This window comes from Mycobacterium sp. (assembly GCF_044223235.1).
GTDB lineage: Bacteria > Actinomycetota > Actinomycetes > Mycobacteriales > Mycobacteriaceae > Mycobacterium.
Window position 1 is genome coordinate 530,391 of the sequence record NZ_JBGAME010000002.1, and the last position, 17,386, is coordinate 547,776.

Below are 17,386 nucleotides of genomic sequence, written 5' to 3' on the forward strand. Positions count from 1 at the left end.
CCCGACATGTCACGGTGGCACCGCCCCGACGAGGGCCAGCCCCGTCAACGCGAGCAGCCAGCTGGCGAAACTGCCGATCAGGAAGTACTCGGTGACGTCATCGATCCCGGTGGCCGGATCGCCGGTCGCCCCGTTCTTACGCTGGGCATTGATCTCGGGGAACCTGATGATGCTTTTGGCGGCGATCACCGCGGTGGAGGCGGCCAGCTGACCGGCCAGGCCGAGCCCCACGATCATCACCCGTTCCATCGGACCGAGCAGCCTGCCGCCCTTGAGATGGTCAGACGGCTGCGGCTGACCAGCGGGCCGCAGTGAACCGATCGCGGACAGCAGCAGCCGGACCAGTCGGTTGCCGGTGACGAACTGAAGGAGCACGACCCCGCACACCATCAGCGCTCGTGTCGGCTCGAGGCCGGGCAGGTCGGCCCAGCTGAACCAGCCCGCTACCACGCCGCCCACCCGAGATCCCCAGCCCGAGAGCAGGATCAGGACGGCCACCGCGACGCCGAGCGTCACCAGCGGGCGCACCTGCCCGCCGCCGCTACGCTCGGCGCGCTCGCACAGCAGCTCCCAGCACGCCACCGCCGCGATGGCGACGAGGAGCAGTGCGATGTCGCCGGGATGCCACAGCGCCGCGAGTCCGGCGAGCGCGACGACGGTGACAGGTCCGGCGGCCACCGACACCCAGACCAGGGGTACGGCCCGCCGGCAGATGTCGGCGATGCCGACGGCGATCAGCAGTACCGCGACGGCGCTCACGGCACGCTCCTCAGATACTCGGAGGCCAGCACGACCAGGTCCAAGCCGTCCCGGCCCGCCCGCTGCGAGACGGCCGAGGGGCTGATGGCCTCCTCGGCGGCGAGGTCCTTCTTGGGTTTGGCGTCCATCAGGCCCCCCAGGATTCGCATCGACCGGTCATCGAGGGATCCAATCAGATGGTCCCGACAGAGCAGGGCGGCGTTGATCGACCCGGCGTCGGCTCGGTGGCTGTCCTGTGCCCGAAAGGCGGTCCGGACCAGGGCCAGGCCGGGTTGACGCTGGGCTGCGGCCGTCCACTCGATCGCCTCGCGCGCCGCCCACCACGCCGGCCCGTCCTGAATCCCCGCGCCCGCATCGAGAATCGTGGCCTCACCCCACCCGATTCCGAACCGCATGTCGATGACCGGCGACACGGCCAGCCGCAGCGCGAACGCCGCATCGATGGCCGCACCGACGGTCGGGTAGGTGCCCTGGAACTCGTCGCCGACGGTCAACGCCGGTGGATCGATCGCGTCCGCACCGATCGTCCGGAGTGCCTCGGTGAGGCGGCGGTGCAGCCCCGCGCGGTCGGGGCTCCTGCGCGACCCGACCACATCCCCGATGAGCGCCGCGCACCACCGTGAAGCACCTGGCTTGATTCGCGTCATATGAAGACAATAGCTTCATATCAGTCGAATTAAGCAATCGGCTTAGTCAGTTTCGATCGGCGCAAGTCCGGCCGCGGCCAGGAGGTGCTTGACGGCGTCCCTGACGATGGCGTCGATCAGTTCGTCGCAGGACGGCAGATCCTGGAGAATTCCCGCGACCTGACCCGAGGGGAGCACTCCAGCATCGGAGTTGCCGTCGACCAGTCCGGCTTTGAGCAGCATCGGGGCGTCGGCCGCCATCAGAACCTGCGACCACGCGAGCTCCCTGCCGTGGCGCATCGCCAGGCCGTCGCCGATCATCGATCTGCAGCCCATCCCCGAGGGTCGTTCGAACGTATGGGCATTGCCGATGGCCGTGGCGAAACCCCTTAGGCGTGATCCGCTTTCGAGCTTGTCGACGAGCCCGGTCCGCAACACCCGGTGCGGCATACTGTCGCCCCGGGTGGGCGCGACGGTACCGATGAGGTCCGCGACCAGGTACCGCCGCTTGACCAGGTCGGATAACGGCGTCGCCGACCGGCTCGTACCCGAATCTCGCTGTCCCGCTTCGATTTCGGATAGATGACGGTCTGGATCAGCTTCTGTTCGTCACCGGTGGGGCCCAGGACACGGTGCCTGCGGCGCCAGGCCAGCGACTTGAACACCCGCGCGAACGGCATCCGGCCACCGGCGCTGCTCCCTCGGCGCGACTGACGGAGATCACTTGCTGTACCCGATGGATCGACCGGCCCGAACCTGCACACCGCGGCTTGATGATCGGCTTCGGTGCCTGCCGCGTGCGTCACCGAGGTACTCGATGATCGGCTACTACTGGCCCGAGCCGGGGCTGCCCGAGTTGGGGCTGGTGGGTGCCCAGCTGCGGGGAACGTCGGTCAATCAGGTTCCCGACGTCGAGCATGTGCTGGTGACAGCCGGTACGGGTGCGCCCACATCGGGGTTGATCCTGGGCTGATGCCGGCAGCTCACAGCTCCCTGTCGAGAAGATCGAGCAAGTAGGTCCCGTATCCCGACTTGACGAGAAGTTCAGCCCGTTCGCGCAGTTCGTCATCGGTGATGAAGCCGCGGCGCCAGGCAATCTCCTCCGGCACACCGATCTTCAGGCCTTGGCGCTCCTCGAGCGTGCGCACATAGGTGCCCGCGTCGAGCAACGAATCGAATGTCCCGGTATCAAGCCACGCAGTCCCCCGCGGCAGCACCTCGACCGACAGCCTTCCCTGTTCGAGGTACGTGCGATTCACGTCGGTGATCTCGTACTCGCCGCGATCGGATGGTTGCAGACCGGCGGCGATCTCGATGACATCGTTGTCGTAGAAGTACAGTCCCGGTACCGCGTAGCCGGACTTCGGTCGCTTCGGCTTTTCCTCCAGAGAGATCGCACGGTGTTGATGGTCGAACTCGACAACGCCGTATGCGCTGGGATCGGAGACCCGGTAGGCAAAGATGGTCCCGCCGTCAATCTCGCTGAACCGCTCTAGGCGTGATCCCAACCCAGGACCGTAGAAGATGTTGTCGCCGAGTACGAGTGCCACCGCTTCCCCCCCGATATGACGTCGTCCGAGGATGAATGCCTTGGCGAGCCCGTCCGGGACGGCCTGCACTGCGTAGGTGATGGAGATCCCGAACTGGGATCCATCACCTAGCAACTTGCCGAACGCAGTTGCATCCGCCGGTGTCGTTATCACCAGGATGTCGCGGATGCCTGCGAGCATCAACGTGGAGAGCGGGTAGTAGATCATCGGCTTGTCGTAGACCGGCAGCAATTGCTTACTGGTACCGATCGTGACTGGGTGCAGCCGGGAGCCGGTTCCGCCGGCGAGAATGATTCCGCGCATGCGATAAGTCTGACAACCTTGCGTTGATAGCGCCATAGGAAGCGCCAAAGAATTTATTTGCTGGTGCATACACTGGTTAATTCGAACAGACGAGCGACTCCACACGGATGTTGCCTGCCAGCGAACCTGGTCACGCAGCCCGTGTGACGGCAGTGACCAGAGTGTCCCAGCCACCTTACAGGTGCCGGCCAGAAACCCTTGGCGAGACCACGCCCGGCGACCGTCGTTGCGCCTAGATACGTTCGCCAATACATATACGAGCAACGTTGTTGTCACTTCGGATCCAACCGAAGCTGCTGCTAGTATCCTCCTTCTACCAGGATAGTCACGTCAGTTTGAGATAAGTCGTCCGATTTCACGACATGACTTGCAGATTATGGCAAACTTCCGCATAATGACCATACTTGCACTACAGCGTCAGGTTTACACTGTGCCAAGAGCGGGGGAGCGGCGATGGGCCACAGGGGGTTCGGCATGCGAGCGAGTGGTCCGGGACTGCTCACAACAGCAAATCGTCCTTAGGGCTGGCGTCGGCGCGATGAAGACGATGACAGCGAAGGTATCGAGCGTAAGTGTGTTGTCGGCAGTCCCGCCGAGGTCAATCGGTAGCGGCTCGGAATCTATTGAGCGAACGCAGAATGCGGAATTCGTCCAGATAGCTGGAAACCATCGTCTGATAAGAGGAGGCGCGCAGTCAGTGGGTATCAGAATCGGCGCAATCATGGCCCCGTGCGACGGGAAGTCTTACCGCGCATGAGGATCCTACTTACCGGCCACTTGGGCTACCTCGGCGTGGAGATGACGTCGTTTCTGCGCGATCAGGGACACGATGTCGTCGGGCTCGACACCGACCTCTTTGCCGACTGCGACTTCGGGGCTGCACCCGACCTGGTGCCAAACCTGGGGATCGACGTACGCGATGTCGCCCCAGAGGATCTCGTCGGATTCGACGCAGTCATTCATCTCGCCGCGTTGTCAAACGATCCCCTGTCTGATCTGAACCCGCTACTTACCTACGAGATCAACAGAGATGCGTCCATACGCCTTGCGGAAGCGGCAAAGGCGGCGGGAGTCGGGCGGTTCATCTTCTCGTCGTCGTGCAGCCTGTACGGCAAGGGCGGAGGTGAAGAGCTCGACGAGCGGGCCGATTTCAATCCGGTGACTCCGTACGGCGAGTCGAAGGTCCAGGTGGAGCAGGCAGTATCACTGCTCGCCGACGATGCCTTCTCGCCGGTGTATCTGCGCAACGCGACAGCGTACGGCCTGTCGCGCCGGCTGAGAGCGGATGTCGTCGTCAATAACCTTGTCGGGCACGCGGTTACGAGCGGCAAGGTGATGATGCAGAGCGACGGTTCCCCGTGGCGACCTCTGGTGCACGTTCTCGACATCGCGCACGCGTTCGCTCAGGTTCTCGTTGCTCCCCGGGAGGTCGTCCACAATCAGGCATTCAATGTCGGCCGTGTCGGCGAGAACTACCGCATACGGGACGTGGCCAACTTGGTGGCTGAGATCGTGCCCAACTCGACCGTCAGCTTCGCGGCCGGCGCTGCGCCCGATATCCGCGACTACCAAGTCGATTTCAGCAAGATCGAGCGCGAACTGCCTGGCTATCGGCCGCAGTGGACCGTGAGGCGCGGTATCGAACAACTCTGGGCCGCTTACACGGACGGCCGAATGACGCCGGCCCTGTTCGAGGGTCCCAAGTACTTCCGTATCCGGACCGTCAAAGAGCTCATCGAGCGGGGCGATGTCGATCGCGAACTGCGACAGGTTGTTCGCCGATGAGTATCACGTCGGTAGAGACCGTCCAGGACGGTGTGGAGGTTGCCGCAGAACGAATTCCGGTCGCCGGTCCGTGGGTAACCGCGCTCGAAGCTCGGTACGTCGCCGAAGCGGCGGTCAACGACTGGTACGGAAATGCGGGCCAGTCAGTAGACCGGTTCGAGGAGGATTTCGCCCGCTACCTAGGTGCGCAATACGCGGCCGCCGTACCCCACGGAACCTCGGGTCTTCATTTGGCCATGCTCGCTCTGTCCCTCGGGCCCGGCGACGAGGTCATCGTCCCGGAGTCCACATGGGTCGCAAGCGCCGCACCGATCATCTACACCGGCGCCACACCGGTATTCGCTGATGTCGACCCCGACACATGGTGCATCCGCGCAGACTCGATCGAAAGCTGCATCAGTCCACGGACCAAAGCAATCGTGACGGTTGACCTGTACGGCAGCGTTCCCGACATGGACTCGATCCGCGAGGTCGCCCCGGGCATTCCGATTGTCGAAGACGCAGCTCAGGCCATCGGCGCCAGCTGGCGTGGTCAACCGGCTGGACTGCTGGGCGATATCGCGGTCTTCAGCTTTCACGGGACGAAGACCCTCACAACCGGTGAAGGCGGAATGGTTGTCACCAACCGCGGGGACCTATTCGATCGTGTATCAACGTTGCGTAACCACGGACGTAGCGCATCAAATCACAGATACTTCTCCACGGATGAGATCGGCTACAAGTATCGAATGAGCAGCCTTCAGGCCGCATTTGGTAGGGCACAGCTGTCTCGCATCGACGAACTGCTGGCCAAAAAGAAGCAGCTTTTCGAGTGGTACAACGCCAGACTTTCCGATGTCGCCGGCATCCGACTCAATTTCGATCGGCCCGGCGCCACAAATACGTACTGGATGGTCACCGTCGTGGTCGACGAATCGTACGGTTTGTCAGCCAAGAAGATGATGGAGTGGTTCGACCGGCACTTGGTCGACACCCGCCCGTTCCTTCCTCCGCTCAGCTCATTGCCAGCTTTCGAAACGCACACAACATTACGTGGTGGTGCAAGCCACAATCCGGTCGCGTACGACATTGGCGCGCGCTCGATTAACTTGCCTTCGGCACTGATGCTCGAAGAGAGACATGTCGACCGAGTCTGCACTCATTTCCGAGACCTACTCAACTCATGCGAGGATCAAAAATGAAGGCCGTCATTCTTGCCGGAGGGCGCGGCACCCGGATCAGTGAAGAATCCCAGTCGCGGCCCAAGCCGATGGTCGAGATCGGCGGACGTCCGATCCTCTGGCACATCATGAAAATCTACGGCGCGGCCGGCATCACCGACTTCGTCATTCTGCTGGGCTACAAGGGATACATGATCAAGGAGTATTTCGCCAATTACTTCTTGCATTCCTCGGACGTAACGATCGATCTGCGAACCGACACGATGACGACACTGCAGTCGAATATCGAACCGTGGTCGGTGACGCTTCTCGACACCGGTGCGGCGACGATGACCGGCGGTCGCCTGCTGCGCGCAAAAGACCACATCGGGGATGAAGACTTTTCATTCACTTATGGCGACGGGGTAACCGATTTGGATGTGCGAAAAGTCGTCGAATCTCACCGGAACTCCGGCGCTATTGCGACGATTACGGCCGTCCAACCGCCCGGCCGCTATGGAACTCTCGATTTCGATGACACCAGCAGTAGGGTGCATTTCGCGGAGAAACCACGCGGCAGCAGCGGTTGGGTCAACGGGGGATTCTTCGTCGCGTCACCGGCGATACTCGACTATATCGACGACGACGAGACGATTTTCGAACAGACCCCGCTGAACCGTCTGTCCTCGGACGGAGAATTGTCCGCATACCGCCATTCAGGGTTCTGGCTCGGAATGGACACACTCTGGGACAAGATCAATCTGAACGAGATGTGGAACAGCGGCAAAGCGCCTTGGAAAATTTGGTCTGATGACCCGACCGTGAGATCGGATGTGTGAAGATGAACTGCCGTCATTGCGGATTGCCGCTGAAGCATTCATTCTGTGACCTCGGTATGTCGCCGTTGGCGAACTCTTACCTTACCCAGGAGCAGGTGGATCGGGCCGAAGTATTCTATCCGCTCCACGCGTATGTCTGCTCGGACTGCCTGCTGGTGCAGGTCGGTGAATTCGAACCGCCCGACTCGATATTCAGCGACTACGCATACTTTTCATCGTATTCGCAAAGTTGGCTGGATCACGCTCGAGCCTATGCACTCGAGGTGATGGCACGCTTTTCCCTGGATGGCTCGAAGCAAGTGATCGAGATCGCTAGCAACGACGGCTATCTCCTGCAGAACTTCGTTTCGGCCGGAATTCCTTCGCTCGGCATCGAGCCGGCGGCCAATGTTGCGGAGGTGGCCCAGCAGCGTGGGATAGCCACTGAAGTGGCATTCTTCGGCGAGGCGTTTGCACGTGGATTGGCGGAACGGGGGACTCGTGCCGATCTGCTGATCGGCAACAACGTCCTTGCGCACGTGCCCGATCTGAACGACTTCGTGAAGGGTATGTCGGTCGTGCTCGCCCCCGACGGTGTGATCACGATGGAGTTCCCCCACCTCCTTCAATTGATCCTTCAGAATCAGTTCGACACCATTTACCACGAGCACTTCTCATATTTCTCGCTCCTGACAGTAGAACGTGTCTTCGCCGCCCAGAATCTGCGGATTTTCGATGTCGAACAGCTTTCGACCCATGGCGGTTCATTGCGTATCTTTGCTTGTCACACCGGCTCGTCCAGGCAGGAGACGGGGCTGCGGGTGCAGGATTTGAAGGACGTCGAGCGCGCGGCGGGCCTCGATAGCCTGGCTGGCTATCTCGATTACCCACTGCGAGTGCAGCGGGCCAAGCGGATGCTGCTGAAGTTCCTGATCGATGCCCGTGAACGCGGGCTCAAGACCGCCGCATATGGGGCCCCGGCCAAGGGGAATACCCTGCTCAACTACTGCGGCATCCGGGATGACCTGATCGACTACACCGTCGATCGAAGTCCGTACAAGCAGGGGCATTTCCTTCCCGGGACGCACCTTCCGATCTATCCGCCATCGCATATTCGCGAGACGCGTCCCGACTACTTGCTGATCCTGCCCTGGAATTTGAAGGACGAGATCATCGGCGATATGTCGTTTATCCGCGATTGGGGCGGCAAGTTCGTAGTCCCGATCCCCGAACTATCAGTCATCGATTGACAATACGAGAAAGGTGAGTCCCATGCCGTGGGTAGTTTCGACGGAATCTAGCGTGCCGGACGATGAACGACGCCGGCGACTTTACGAGGGCGAGGTTTTTTGCATCCCGCCGCGCGAGTCGGTCAAAGCGCTGTGCGACTTCGCCTTTGAAATGATCGTTGACGCCTTCGGCGGTCGCGATCCACTCACCGCGCACGACGAACTGTCCGTCGATGAGTACGTGGCAATCCTCAAGCCCTTGAAGCCCGGGTTCACTCATCACCCGAGGTCGAAGGAATTGCTACGTAACATCCTCACCGACCTCGGTGCCGATCCGACCAAGACATACTTCGATGTTCCGAAGCTGCGAGTGGTTCCACCGTCTGCATACTTGTCCGCTGGACTGGGCTATAACTACAAAGCTCATCGCGATACGTGGTACTCGGCCCCGCAATGCCAAAACAATTGGTGGACACCGATCGCGGGTAATTCGGCGGTGACCGGTATGCAGTTTCATCCCGACTATTGGCAGCGTCCGACGTCGAACTCGAGCGATGACTTCGACGCCTACGAATGGAACCTGACGTCCCGACGGGATGCCGCGAACTACGTGAAGGACGATCCCCGCCCGCATCCGACATTGAGGGCAGGAGATCCCGGAGCAAAGGTTCGAATCGTTGGCGATCCTGGGTCGATTCTGTCCTTCTCTGGTGCACAGCTTCATTCGACGGTCCCGAACGCGACCGCAAAAGCGCGTTTGAGCGTCGACTTCCGCACCGTCCATATCGACGATCTGATCGGCCAGATCGGGCCGGAGAACGTTGATTCGCTGGCGACCGGAACCTCCGTTCGCGACTATCGCCGTATCGATACGGGTGATTCGTTGCCCGATGAGGTCATCGAACTCTATGACCAGGCCGGCAGCAAGGACGGTGTCCTTGTATTCGATCCGTCTGTACTGAACATCTGATCACGGACTCGGACCGAACCCCAGTGACGAAGCTCAGCGTTTGCATACCGGTGTACAACGGCGCGGACACCATCGAACGAAGCATTGAAAGCGTGCTTTCGCAGTCGTACAGCGACTTCGAGTGCGTAGTGGTCGACAACGATTCGACCGACGCCACTGTGGAGAAGGTCTCGGCGGTCACCGATCCACGCGTTCGGCTGGTGCGCAACAAGACAAACGTCGGCCTCGTCGGGAACCACAACAGGTGCGTCCAGGTTGCACGGGGCGACCTTATCCAGTTCGTCCACAGTGACGACTGGTTGCTTCCGGGCTGCCTTGAGAAACTGGTGCCCGTATTTGACGCCCCGAATGTGGGAATCGCATTCGCCCGGCGGCGCGTCGAAACGACGGACGCGTCGTGGAAGGCAAGTTACGGCAGGCTCGATGGACCCCTCCAGCCGTTGGCACCGGTCAATGACGGCCGCGAGTTGGTGCGGAAGTACCTCGCCGCCGGCGGGTACGGGAATCCGATCGGCGAACCGACATCGGTAATGGTTCGGCGGGAAACTCTGATCGCTGCGGGGGGGTTCCGGCCCGAAGTGCCGCAGCTGCAGGATGTCAACGCCTGGATGCGGGTGTTGAGTCATTGCGACGCCGCGTTCATCGACGAAGAGCTTGCGGTGCGATGGCATCATGCCGGTTCGGCGACGGACCACTACGCGGGCTCGGCAACCCTCGACAAACTCTGGGTGCTCTCCGATCTCGTGCGCAGCCCCGAACTCAGCCGTTCTGTTCGTGCCCGAGCGCTGGCACTGTGGTTGCGGGCTTTCGCGCGCTGCCCGCAGCCGATTTTCCAGGCACCTCGTGTTCAGCGTTGGTCACAGGTCAGAAGATTCATCGGCCAAGCACGCTATCTCGCGGCAGGACCGCCGCTCCGGTTCCCGGCGGACGACATTGCGTAACCTCCTCCGTCGCGCGCCGGTCGAGGCGCACCCCGGTGATTCGCGAAATGTCGCCGGGGTGCAGTCGCTCAAGATCGGAGCGATTGCGCAGACCCTGCCATTGATCGCCGGCTATGGCGTGAACCTGCTCGCGACTCCGTACGTCGTGAGTGAACTCGGCCTGCACGACTTCGGCATCTGGGCGATCACGGGTGCGGTCGCACAGTATGCCGCGCTGTTCGATCTGGGGGCATCGCGAGCGGCCAACCGATACGTCGCCCTGTTCCACGCTCGCGGAGAATCGGACAAAGACCGCGCGGTCGTCGGCATCTGCTTGACAGCGATCCTCGGCCTCGGCGCTCTGCTTTGTGCGATTGCTTATCTGTTCGCTGGTGCGGCCGAAATCGTGCTGCGCACAGGCGATGTCGAACTGGCGAGGTACTTGTTGCTCTGTGTGGCGGCGATGCTCACTTGCGGACTCCTGGCCAGAATGTTGGCTGCGGCGTCCTTCGGGCGCGGTCGGCAAGTCCCTGCGAACATCGGCCTCGCGGTACTGGGGACGGCACAGGTCGTCGGCGGTCTCGTTGGGCTCGGCGTCGCTCCGACCCTGCGCAACTTTGCATTCGGAACTGCGATGGGGGCGGCCCTCGGTTTGTGCGCGGTCGTTGTCGCCATTGTCGTCGACGAAGGTCGGGTGACGATGGGCCGCCCGAACGGCGCCCTGGCTCGTGAAATCATGGCTTTCGGAATAAAGGGCCAAGCGGTCAGTGCGGCCGATGTCGTCCTGTTCCAATCGGGCAAGCTCATCGCCGGAATCGTGATCGGTCCCGCCGCTGCTGGAGTCTACGAACTCGGAATCCGGCTGGTGCAGGGAGTTCAGGCGTTCGGCTCGGTCGCATCGGTTGCGATCACTACCCATTTGACCCGCGCATACGCGACCGGCGGGATGAGTGCGATCCACACGCAGTACGCGCGACTCACCCGACGAAACGCGGCGGTAGCGATATTCCTGCCCTTTCTCCTCTTGTCGACGGGCTCCTCGGCTGTCCCTCTATGGCTCGGCGCTCGCCATGACGCTGTGGTCACCGTGGTCTCGGCTCTATCTCTGGGGATTGCGGTAAATGTGTCGACCGCCGTCTGTGTCGCAACGATCTTCGCCACGGGCCGGTCCGGAATCATCGCGGCGACTGCGGTCGCATCGGCCGCCATGTCGGTGGCCCTGGCGATTCCGCTGGCGGTCACGCTCGGGTTCAACGGTCTCGTCGCCGCTTACGGCGGCTGGCTGATAGTCGAGAATCTTCTCGGCGTGTGGTTCCTGCAATCGCGGATTGGGATTCCGATGAGGAGATTCCTCGGCGCCATTTCCGGGCCGTTCGCGGTCGCCGTACTTGCGTCAATCGTGGCATTGCCGATCAGTTTGATCGCGGCGCCGCATGACCGCGCCTCGGCTGTCGTGCCGTTCTTGGCGTCGAGCGTGGCGTTCTGCCTTCTCTATCTCGCGCTTGGGTGGCGGCTCGACTATCTGCCTCGCATCCGTGGTCTCGCGCCGATCGATGCGTCAACGAACGGAGGAGTTGCTCAGCCGGAGACCGTTCCGCCTGGAGATACGCATTCAGGTCCTCAAGCCGCCGTGGCGCTGTCGCCCGTTTCGTCGCGAAGCGGCCCACAGGACTTCGAGGGGTCGTCCGGCGACTGCCAAAGCCACCGTAGGGAGAGGTAGAACCTTGCCGATGCCGTCTTGTCGCCTCTGCGCCAAGAACTCGGGGACCATCGTCCTCGACCTTGGCGACCAGCCACCGTCCGACTATTTTCCGCTGGTCGATGATCCCGGACCGGACGCCACGTACTCATTGCAAATGTGGCAATGCGCCGAATGTGGGTTGCCACAGCTCATGGACGACCCCACCGACGCCGAAGAGCCGCGGGGTGTAGAGCCCGCAGTTTCGGTGCTGCAGTCGGCGGACGCAGTGGAGCGCCTCGCAGCTGCAGGATGGTTGCGTCCTGGTACTAAAGTCGCGGAGTATCGAAGTTCTCATGGTGCGTCATGGTTGAAGTTGATTGCCGACCGAGGGCTCGACATAGCCGCAGATGACGAACTTGCGGATGTGGTCATCGATTCTTTCGGTCTGATGCATTTCAGAGACCAGGCCGCCGCAATTGCGGAACGCGCGCACCGCGTATCCGACGATGGGGTATTGCTGCTGCAATATCATGAGCTGCGGGCGATGGTCGAGCACGGACAATGGAACATTCTCCGGCTCGGTCATTACGCATATCACTCGTTATCCACGCTGGTCGAGAGTCTGGCAGACGTGGGTTTTCGTCCGCGAACGGCTTGGACGTTCGACCTCTATGGCGGAACAGTGTTGCTGGCAGCAACACGTGATGGTTCACCGGACGAGACCGTCTTGCGGATCCTGCGCGAAGAAGAAGAAGTTGGCGTTCGTGAGCCCGCATACGTCGCTCGGCTCCAAGATAGGGCCAAGACCTCTGTTGACAGCCTCAGAGCATGGCTTATCTCCCAGAGGGAAGCCGGACACACCGTGTTCGGTTACGGCGCGGCATCCCGAGTAGTCGCGACGCTCGCCATGGCGGACGTCGATCGCGCAGAAATCTCTGGTATCGCGGACGCATCTGCAGCGAAATGGGGGCGCCGTATGCCTGGCACGAACATTCCAATTATCAGCCCGGCGGAATTGATAAATTCGCGGCCAGATTACGTGGTGACCTTGGTCCCATATCTGATGGACGAAGTGCGTGCGCAGTTACCCGAAATCGAGTTGAACGGTGGTAAATGGGTGAACATTGAGAGCATCGATGCGGCGCATTAGTCCCATGACGGTGAATTCAGATATACCGACGGTACGAATTCTCGGAACGCACGGCGTGCCCGCGGCGTACGGGGGCTTCGAAACTGCCGCGGAGAACGTCGGGCGATATCTGCGTGATCACGGGTGGCGGGTGATCGTGTACTGCCAGATACCTGGTACCGGCCCCATCGAGACGGACGAATGGCAGGGTCTGGAACGGGTCCGCATCCCCGAAGCGCGTGACGGTTGGCTCGGCACTTCGTCGTTCGATCTAAAGTCGGTACGTCACGCGATGCGCCATCGGGGTCCGCGCGAGGCATGGTTGACCTTCGGCTATAACACCGGGGTCTTCGACATCGCTCCGCGGCTCCGCGGCATCCCCAACGTCATAAACATGGACGGGATGGAGTGGACCCGGGCGCGCTGGGGTCTTGCCAAGCAGGGAATTCTGCTTGGCAATGAGCGCATCGCGGGCGCCGTCGCCGACGTATTGATCGCCGATCACCCCGAGATCGCCAAATATCTCAAGCGGCACTTCGGATCCCGCCGGGTGACGACGATCGCCTACGGCGCTCACGAGGTGAACTCGGCATCGACCGCGCCGGTCGTTGAGCTCGGTCTTGAACCGGGCAAGTACGCGATGGTGGTTTGCCGGCCGATCCCGGAGAACTCGATCTTGGAGATCGTGTCGGCATGGTCGCAGCGAGAGCGCGGTAGATCGCTGCTTGTCGTCGGTCCGTACACCGACACCGATGCCTATCATCGCGAGGTTCGCGCTGCGGCCTCAAGCGAGGTCATCTTCCCCGGAGCGATTTTCGACACGGAACGACTGGGGGCGCTGCGGTTCCATTCCGCGCTGTATCTCCACGGGCACACCGTGGGCGGGACCAATCCGTCACTGGTCGAGGCGATGGCCGCTGGCAACCCGGTTGTCGCACACAACAACTCCTTCAACCGCTGGGTCGCTGGTACCGGAAACGCTTATTTCACTGGGGAAGACGACCTGGCGTCGCTCCTGGACGGACTGCTCGACGATCGGCAGCGACTTGACGCGATGGGCAGATTCAGCCGCAGCCGATACCGCGCCGAGTTCACGTGGGAGCACATTGGCGAACAGTACGAACGGGCGCTGCGCTCCGCCATGGCCAAAGCGGACAAGCCGCGCAGGTCTCTGCGGAGTATGCCGCCGGCCACCCCGTCCACCACGTCGGCCGAACGTCCATCCACGTCGGCCGTACGCCCGTCCACGTCGGCTCAACGCCGCCCCGATCGAGAAGGTTTGTCCGGCGTGATCGATGTCGCGGTTGTCGGGCTTGGGAAGATGGGCCTGTCCCATCTGTCGATGATCAAGGCCCACCCAAGTGTGCGTGTGGTGGGCGTCTGTGACGCCACGAAGTACATGCGCGATGTGCTGAGCAAGTACACGGGTGTACCGACGTACGCCGACTTCACGGGAATGCTTGACGAGGCCAAGCCGGCTGCGGTGATCATCGCCACGCCGACTCACCTGCACGCAAGTATGGTCCGTGAGGCCCTCGAGCGTGGCATCCACGTCTTCTGTGAGAAGCCGCTTTTCACGGACCCGGCCGAGAGCGCGGCCCTCACCGCGTTGGCCGCCGAACGCAACGTGGTGACCCAGGTCGGCTACCACAACCGCTTCGTGGCTTCCTTCGGTGAGGTGCGGCGGCTACTCGAGCTCGGCGCGATCGGACCGGTCAACACTGCCTTTGTCGAGGCTTACGGGCCAGTCGTGCTGAAGGAATCGGGCCAGACCTGGCGCAGCCAGCGGACCACCGGTGGCGGCAGCCTGTATGACTACGCGGCCCACCCGCTGAACCTGCTCACGTGGTATTTGGGCGAGCCGATCGGGGTCGGCGGAGGTGCGCTCACAAGCGTTTTCTCCGCACAGATCGATGACGCGGTGGCGGCCACGCTGTACTACCCGAGAGGTACCGCCCAGCTGTGCGTGAATTGGTCCGACGAGTCGCAGCGCAAGATGACAACCAAGATCACCTTGTGGGGCCCCAACGGCCGGATCTACGCCGACCGGCAGGAGATCCAGGTCTATCTCCGCGACACGGCACCGATACCACAGGGGTACCGCGCCGGCTGGAATGTCCGCTACACCACCGACATGACCGAAGCCCCATGGTTCTATCTGCGCGGCGAGGAGTACAGCGCGCAGCTGGATGCCTTCGTCCAGCGGGCCCGCGCCGGCAAGACTGAAGGGGAGAACGACTTCGCTTCTGCAACAGTCACCGATCGGGTGATTGCTGCGATCGTCGACGACGCGGCGCGGGCGGTCGTTCCGATCGGGTCGCCCGACAGTGGCGTGGCGAACCGTGCGGGTGTTTCTGTACACCAGCCGAGGCAGGCAGGCCAGGTTGCCCAGTTGCTCAAGCAGAGCGCGTCCGCGACGGTTCGCGCCGTACGAGGAAGGATCAGCACATGACTATCGCGACCAGACCACCGGTCATGGATCGGTTGCTGTTCGGGGACAATCAGTTCTTTGGTGTCAACCACATGTCCGAGGAGAAAGCTCGGAGCCAGCAGATGCGGTTCCAGAACACCGCCGCAATCATGAGCGTCCTCGATACGGCCTACGAGGAGGGCGTGACCACATTCATGTGCACCACGCACGACCGTATCCGCGATATCTGCGACATCGCCCGGGCCCACCCGGAGCGCTACGCAGACCTGAAGTTCTATCCGTGCATGCCGTATGCGCATAAGTACGCCAACGCGATCACCGACGACGGCTTCATCGGCGCGATCCGCCGATTTCTGCCGCAGGAGGGTCTTCTCGACAGCGTCGTGCGGGGCACGAAATCCCTTGCGGGTAAGGATGTCGAGGGCATCTCCACGCTGCTGATCGACGCCGAACTGAAGATGTTCGCGGACCTGCCCACCCCCGTGATCTGGATGCAGAACGTCATTGTCGACCTGCTGCTCGGACTGGGTTTCGACGAGGCGTTTCGGGTCTTCGCCACTCACGTTCGCAATCGCTACGGCGCCGAACCGGCCTTCATCACGATGAATCTGCCGCGGCTGCTCGATGCGCTGGACAGGGTCGGCCTGGACAACCCGATCGTCTGCTCGAATATCAACAAACTGGGCTTCCGCATGTCAGGCGGCGTCGACGCCTACGTCGACGCGCTGGAGACGCGCCGGTTCCGTGCCGTGGCCATGTCGGTGTTCGCCAGTGGCGCGATTCCGCCACGCGAAGCAATCGAATGGGTATGTCAGCTGCCGAATATCGAATCAATAGTGTTCGGTGCCTCCAGTCGCGGCAATATCGCCTCTACCCGGGCTCTGGTGGATGAGTACTGGCCGGTCAGAACATGACACCCGGCCGACTGAATCACAAAGTGCAGCCGATAGGTCGGGGTGCTGGCGTGCTGTTGCGCGATCCGTGTTCAGCAAACGTCCGCAGGAGCCGCGGGCAAACGATTAGAATTGCCGCCGTCTACGGTGGGAGGCCTACGTGGGGCAGGCTCTGATGCCAGGCGACGACGCCGTCGCAGACGAGTCGCGCGGTCCACGCAAGGATCCCGGCTCGCCGTACGTCAGCGTCTGCATCCCGACCCACAATCGCGCGACGACCATCGGTCGGTGTATATCGAGCGTCCTCGCTCAGACGTACCAGGATTTCGAATGCTTGATCGTGGACAATGCGTCGACGGACGCGACCCGCGAAGAAATTGCACGGTTTGACGACCCGCGGATCCGATACATCAGGAACCCCACAAATATTGGGGTTATCGGTAACCACAATAAGTGCCTGATGGAGGCCAGGGGCGAGGTCGTGCAGTTCGTCCACAGTGACGACCAGCTCCTCCCGGAATGCCTCGCAACCCTCGTTCCACGCTTCCGCGACCCCTCGATCGGTCTCGCGTTTGCGCCGAGGCGTATCGAGACGAACGATGAGGACTGGCGCCGCCGGTGTTCATCACTGCACGGTCCACTCGAGCCACTGTCTGAAATGAACGATGGTCGATCGATCATCTACCGGTACCTGCGCTCACACTCCTCGGCAAACTGGATTGGCGAGCCAACGTCTGTGATGGTCCGCCGCGAAACGATCATCGCGGTCGGCGGGTTCAACTCAAATGTGCAGCAGTTGAACGATATGGAAGCCTGGATCCGAATCCTCGCCGAGTCTGACGCCTCGTGGGTCGACACCGAACTTTCGATCAGGTGGCACCACGACGATTCCGTTACTGGGGTGAACCGACACAGCGGAAGGGCGTGGCTCGATAGCGCGTGGCTAGCCGCGGGCATAGCCAAGAACGACAAACTCGACAAGAAGCTCCGCAACGCCGCTCGCTGGCTGTGGGTTCGTGAGATGGCAAAGGCGGCAAGGACCGTCGTCGTGTCTTCGCCAATACCCTTGCGTGACCGGACTTCTGAGCTCAGGCGACATCTGTGGAGCGTCTGCACGACAAAACCGCTGCGTCCGATGATGGGCTGTTGAGTC

General features: G+C 61.8%; 14 protein-coding genes and 2 pseudogenes. 12 read left to right on the forward strand and 4 right to left on the reverse strand.

Annotation, left to right across the window (positions count from 1 at the left end; genetic code table 11):
* Positions 1–9: 9 nt before the first annotated feature.
* The 3 genes and pseudogenes from ADBZ6K_RS05580 to ADBZ6K_RS05590 all read right to left on the reverse strand — a co-directional run.
* Positions 10–759, reverse strand: coding sequence for a hypothetical protein (locus tag ADBZ6K_RS05580; protein ID WP_526344831.1), 750 nt, complete (start codon positions 757–759; stop codon positions 10–12).
* Positions 756–1,406 carry a SatD family protein gene (locus tag ADBZ6K_RS05585; protein ID WP_526344832.1) on the reverse strand — a complete coding sequence of 217 codons (651 nt, stop codon included), beginning with the start codon at positions 1,404–1,406 and terminating at the stop codon, positions 756–758. Before ADBZ6K_RS05585 ends, ADBZ6K_RS05580 begins: the two co-directional genes overlap by 4 nt.
* Positions 1,407–1,448: 42 nt before the next feature.
* Positions 1,449–1,958, reverse strand: a pseudogene (locus ADBZ6K_RS05590) (nitronate monooxygenase); the annotation flags it as partial.
* Between the two features lie 301 nt (positions 1,959–2,259).
* Here ADBZ6K_RS05590 and ADBZ6K_RS05595 point away from each other — a divergent pair.
* A pseudogene (locus tag ADBZ6K_RS05595) lies at positions 2,260–2,358 on the forward strand (hypothetical protein); the annotation flags it as partial.
* A gap of 10 nt (positions 2,359–2,368) precedes the next feature.
* Here ADBZ6K_RS05595 and rfbA read toward each other — a convergent pair.
* Entirely contained in the window at positions 2,369–3,238 is an 870-nt protein-coding gene (gene rfbA, locus ADBZ6K_RS05600) for a glucose-1-phosphate thymidylyltransferase RfbA (RefSeq protein WP_526344833.1), read from the reverse strand.
* 753 nt (positions 3,239–3,991) lie between these two features.
* Here rfbA and ADBZ6K_RS05605 point away from each other — a divergent pair.
* The 11 genes from ADBZ6K_RS05605 to ADBZ6K_RS05655 all read left to right on the forward strand — a co-directional run bounded on the left by ADBZ6K_RS05605 (position 3,992) and on the right by ADBZ6K_RS05655 (position 17,383).
* Positions 3,992–5,023, forward strand: a complete 1,032-nt coding sequence (locus tag ADBZ6K_RS05605; protein ID WP_526344908.1) for an NAD-dependent epimerase/dehydratase family protein — start codon at positions 3,992–3,994, stop codon at positions 5,021–5,023.
* Complete coding sequence (locus ADBZ6K_RS05610) at positions 5,020–6,204, forward strand: DegT/DnrJ/EryC1/StrS family aminotransferase (protein ID WP_526344834.1); 1,185 nt, start codon at positions 5,020–5,022, stop codon at positions 6,202–6,204. The genes ADBZ6K_RS05605 and ADBZ6K_RS05610 overlap by 4 nt, the downstream gene beginning before the upstream one ends.
* Positions 6,201–7,001 (forward strand): glucose-1-phosphate cytidylyltransferase, encoded by an 801-nt coding sequence (rfbF, locus tag ADBZ6K_RS05615; RefSeq protein WP_526344835.1) that lies wholly within the window; start codon positions 6,201–6,203, stop codon positions 6,999–7,001. The genes ADBZ6K_RS05610 and rfbF overlap by 4 nt, the downstream gene beginning before the upstream one ends.
* 2 nt (positions 7,002–7,003) lie before the next feature.
* On the forward strand, positions 7,004–8,230 hold the full coding sequence (locus tag ADBZ6K_RS05620) for a class I SAM-dependent methyltransferase (protein ID WP_526344909.1): 1,227 nt from the start codon (positions 7,004–7,006) through the stop codon (positions 8,228–8,230).
* Between the two features lie 52 nt (positions 8,231–8,282).
* On the forward strand, positions 8,283–9,179 hold the full coding sequence (locus tag ADBZ6K_RS05625; RefSeq protein ID WP_526344836.1) for a hypothetical protein: 897 nt from the start codon (positions 8,283–8,285) through the stop codon (positions 9,177–9,179).
* A gap of 23 nt (positions 9,180–9,202) precedes the next feature.
* Positions 9,203–10,120 carry a glycosyltransferase family 2 protein gene (locus ADBZ6K_RS05630; protein WP_526344837.1) on the forward strand — a complete coding sequence of 306 codons (918 nt, stop codon included), beginning with the start codon at positions 9,203–9,205 and terminating at the stop codon, positions 10,118–10,120.
* Positions 10,121–10,178: 58 nt separating this feature from the next.
* Positions 10,179–11,819, forward strand: a complete 1,641-nt coding sequence (locus ADBZ6K_RS05635; RefSeq protein ID WP_526344838.1) for a lipopolysaccharide biosynthesis protein — start codon at positions 10,179–10,181, stop codon at positions 11,817–11,819.
* 10 nt (positions 11,820–11,829) lie between these two features.
* Positions 11,830–12,930 carry a transferase gene (locus tag ADBZ6K_RS05640; protein ID WP_526344910.1) on the forward strand — a complete coding sequence of 367 codons (1,101 nt, stop codon included), beginning with the start codon at positions 11,830–11,832 and terminating at the stop codon, positions 12,928–12,930.
* Between the two features lie 10 nt (positions 12,931–12,940).
* Positions 12,941–15,361: a Gfo/Idh/MocA family oxidoreductase gene (locus ADBZ6K_RS05645; RefSeq protein ID WP_526344839.1), complete on the forward strand. Its 2,421-nt coding sequence runs from the start codon at positions 12,941–12,943 to the stop codon at positions 15,359–15,361.
* Between the two features lie 23 nt (positions 15,362–15,384).
* Positions 15,385–16,254 carry a hypothetical protein gene (locus ADBZ6K_RS05650; protein ID WP_526344911.1) on the forward strand — a complete coding sequence of 290 codons (870 nt, stop codon included), beginning with the start codon at positions 15,385–15,387 and terminating at the stop codon, positions 16,252–16,254.
* Positions 16,255–16,393: 139 nt separating this feature from the next.
* On the forward strand, positions 16,394–17,383 hold the full coding sequence (locus ADBZ6K_RS05655; protein ID WP_526344840.1) for a glycosyltransferase family 2 protein: 990 nt from the start codon (positions 16,394–16,396) through the stop codon (positions 17,381–17,383).
* Positions 17,384–17,386: the final 3 nt, after the last annotated feature.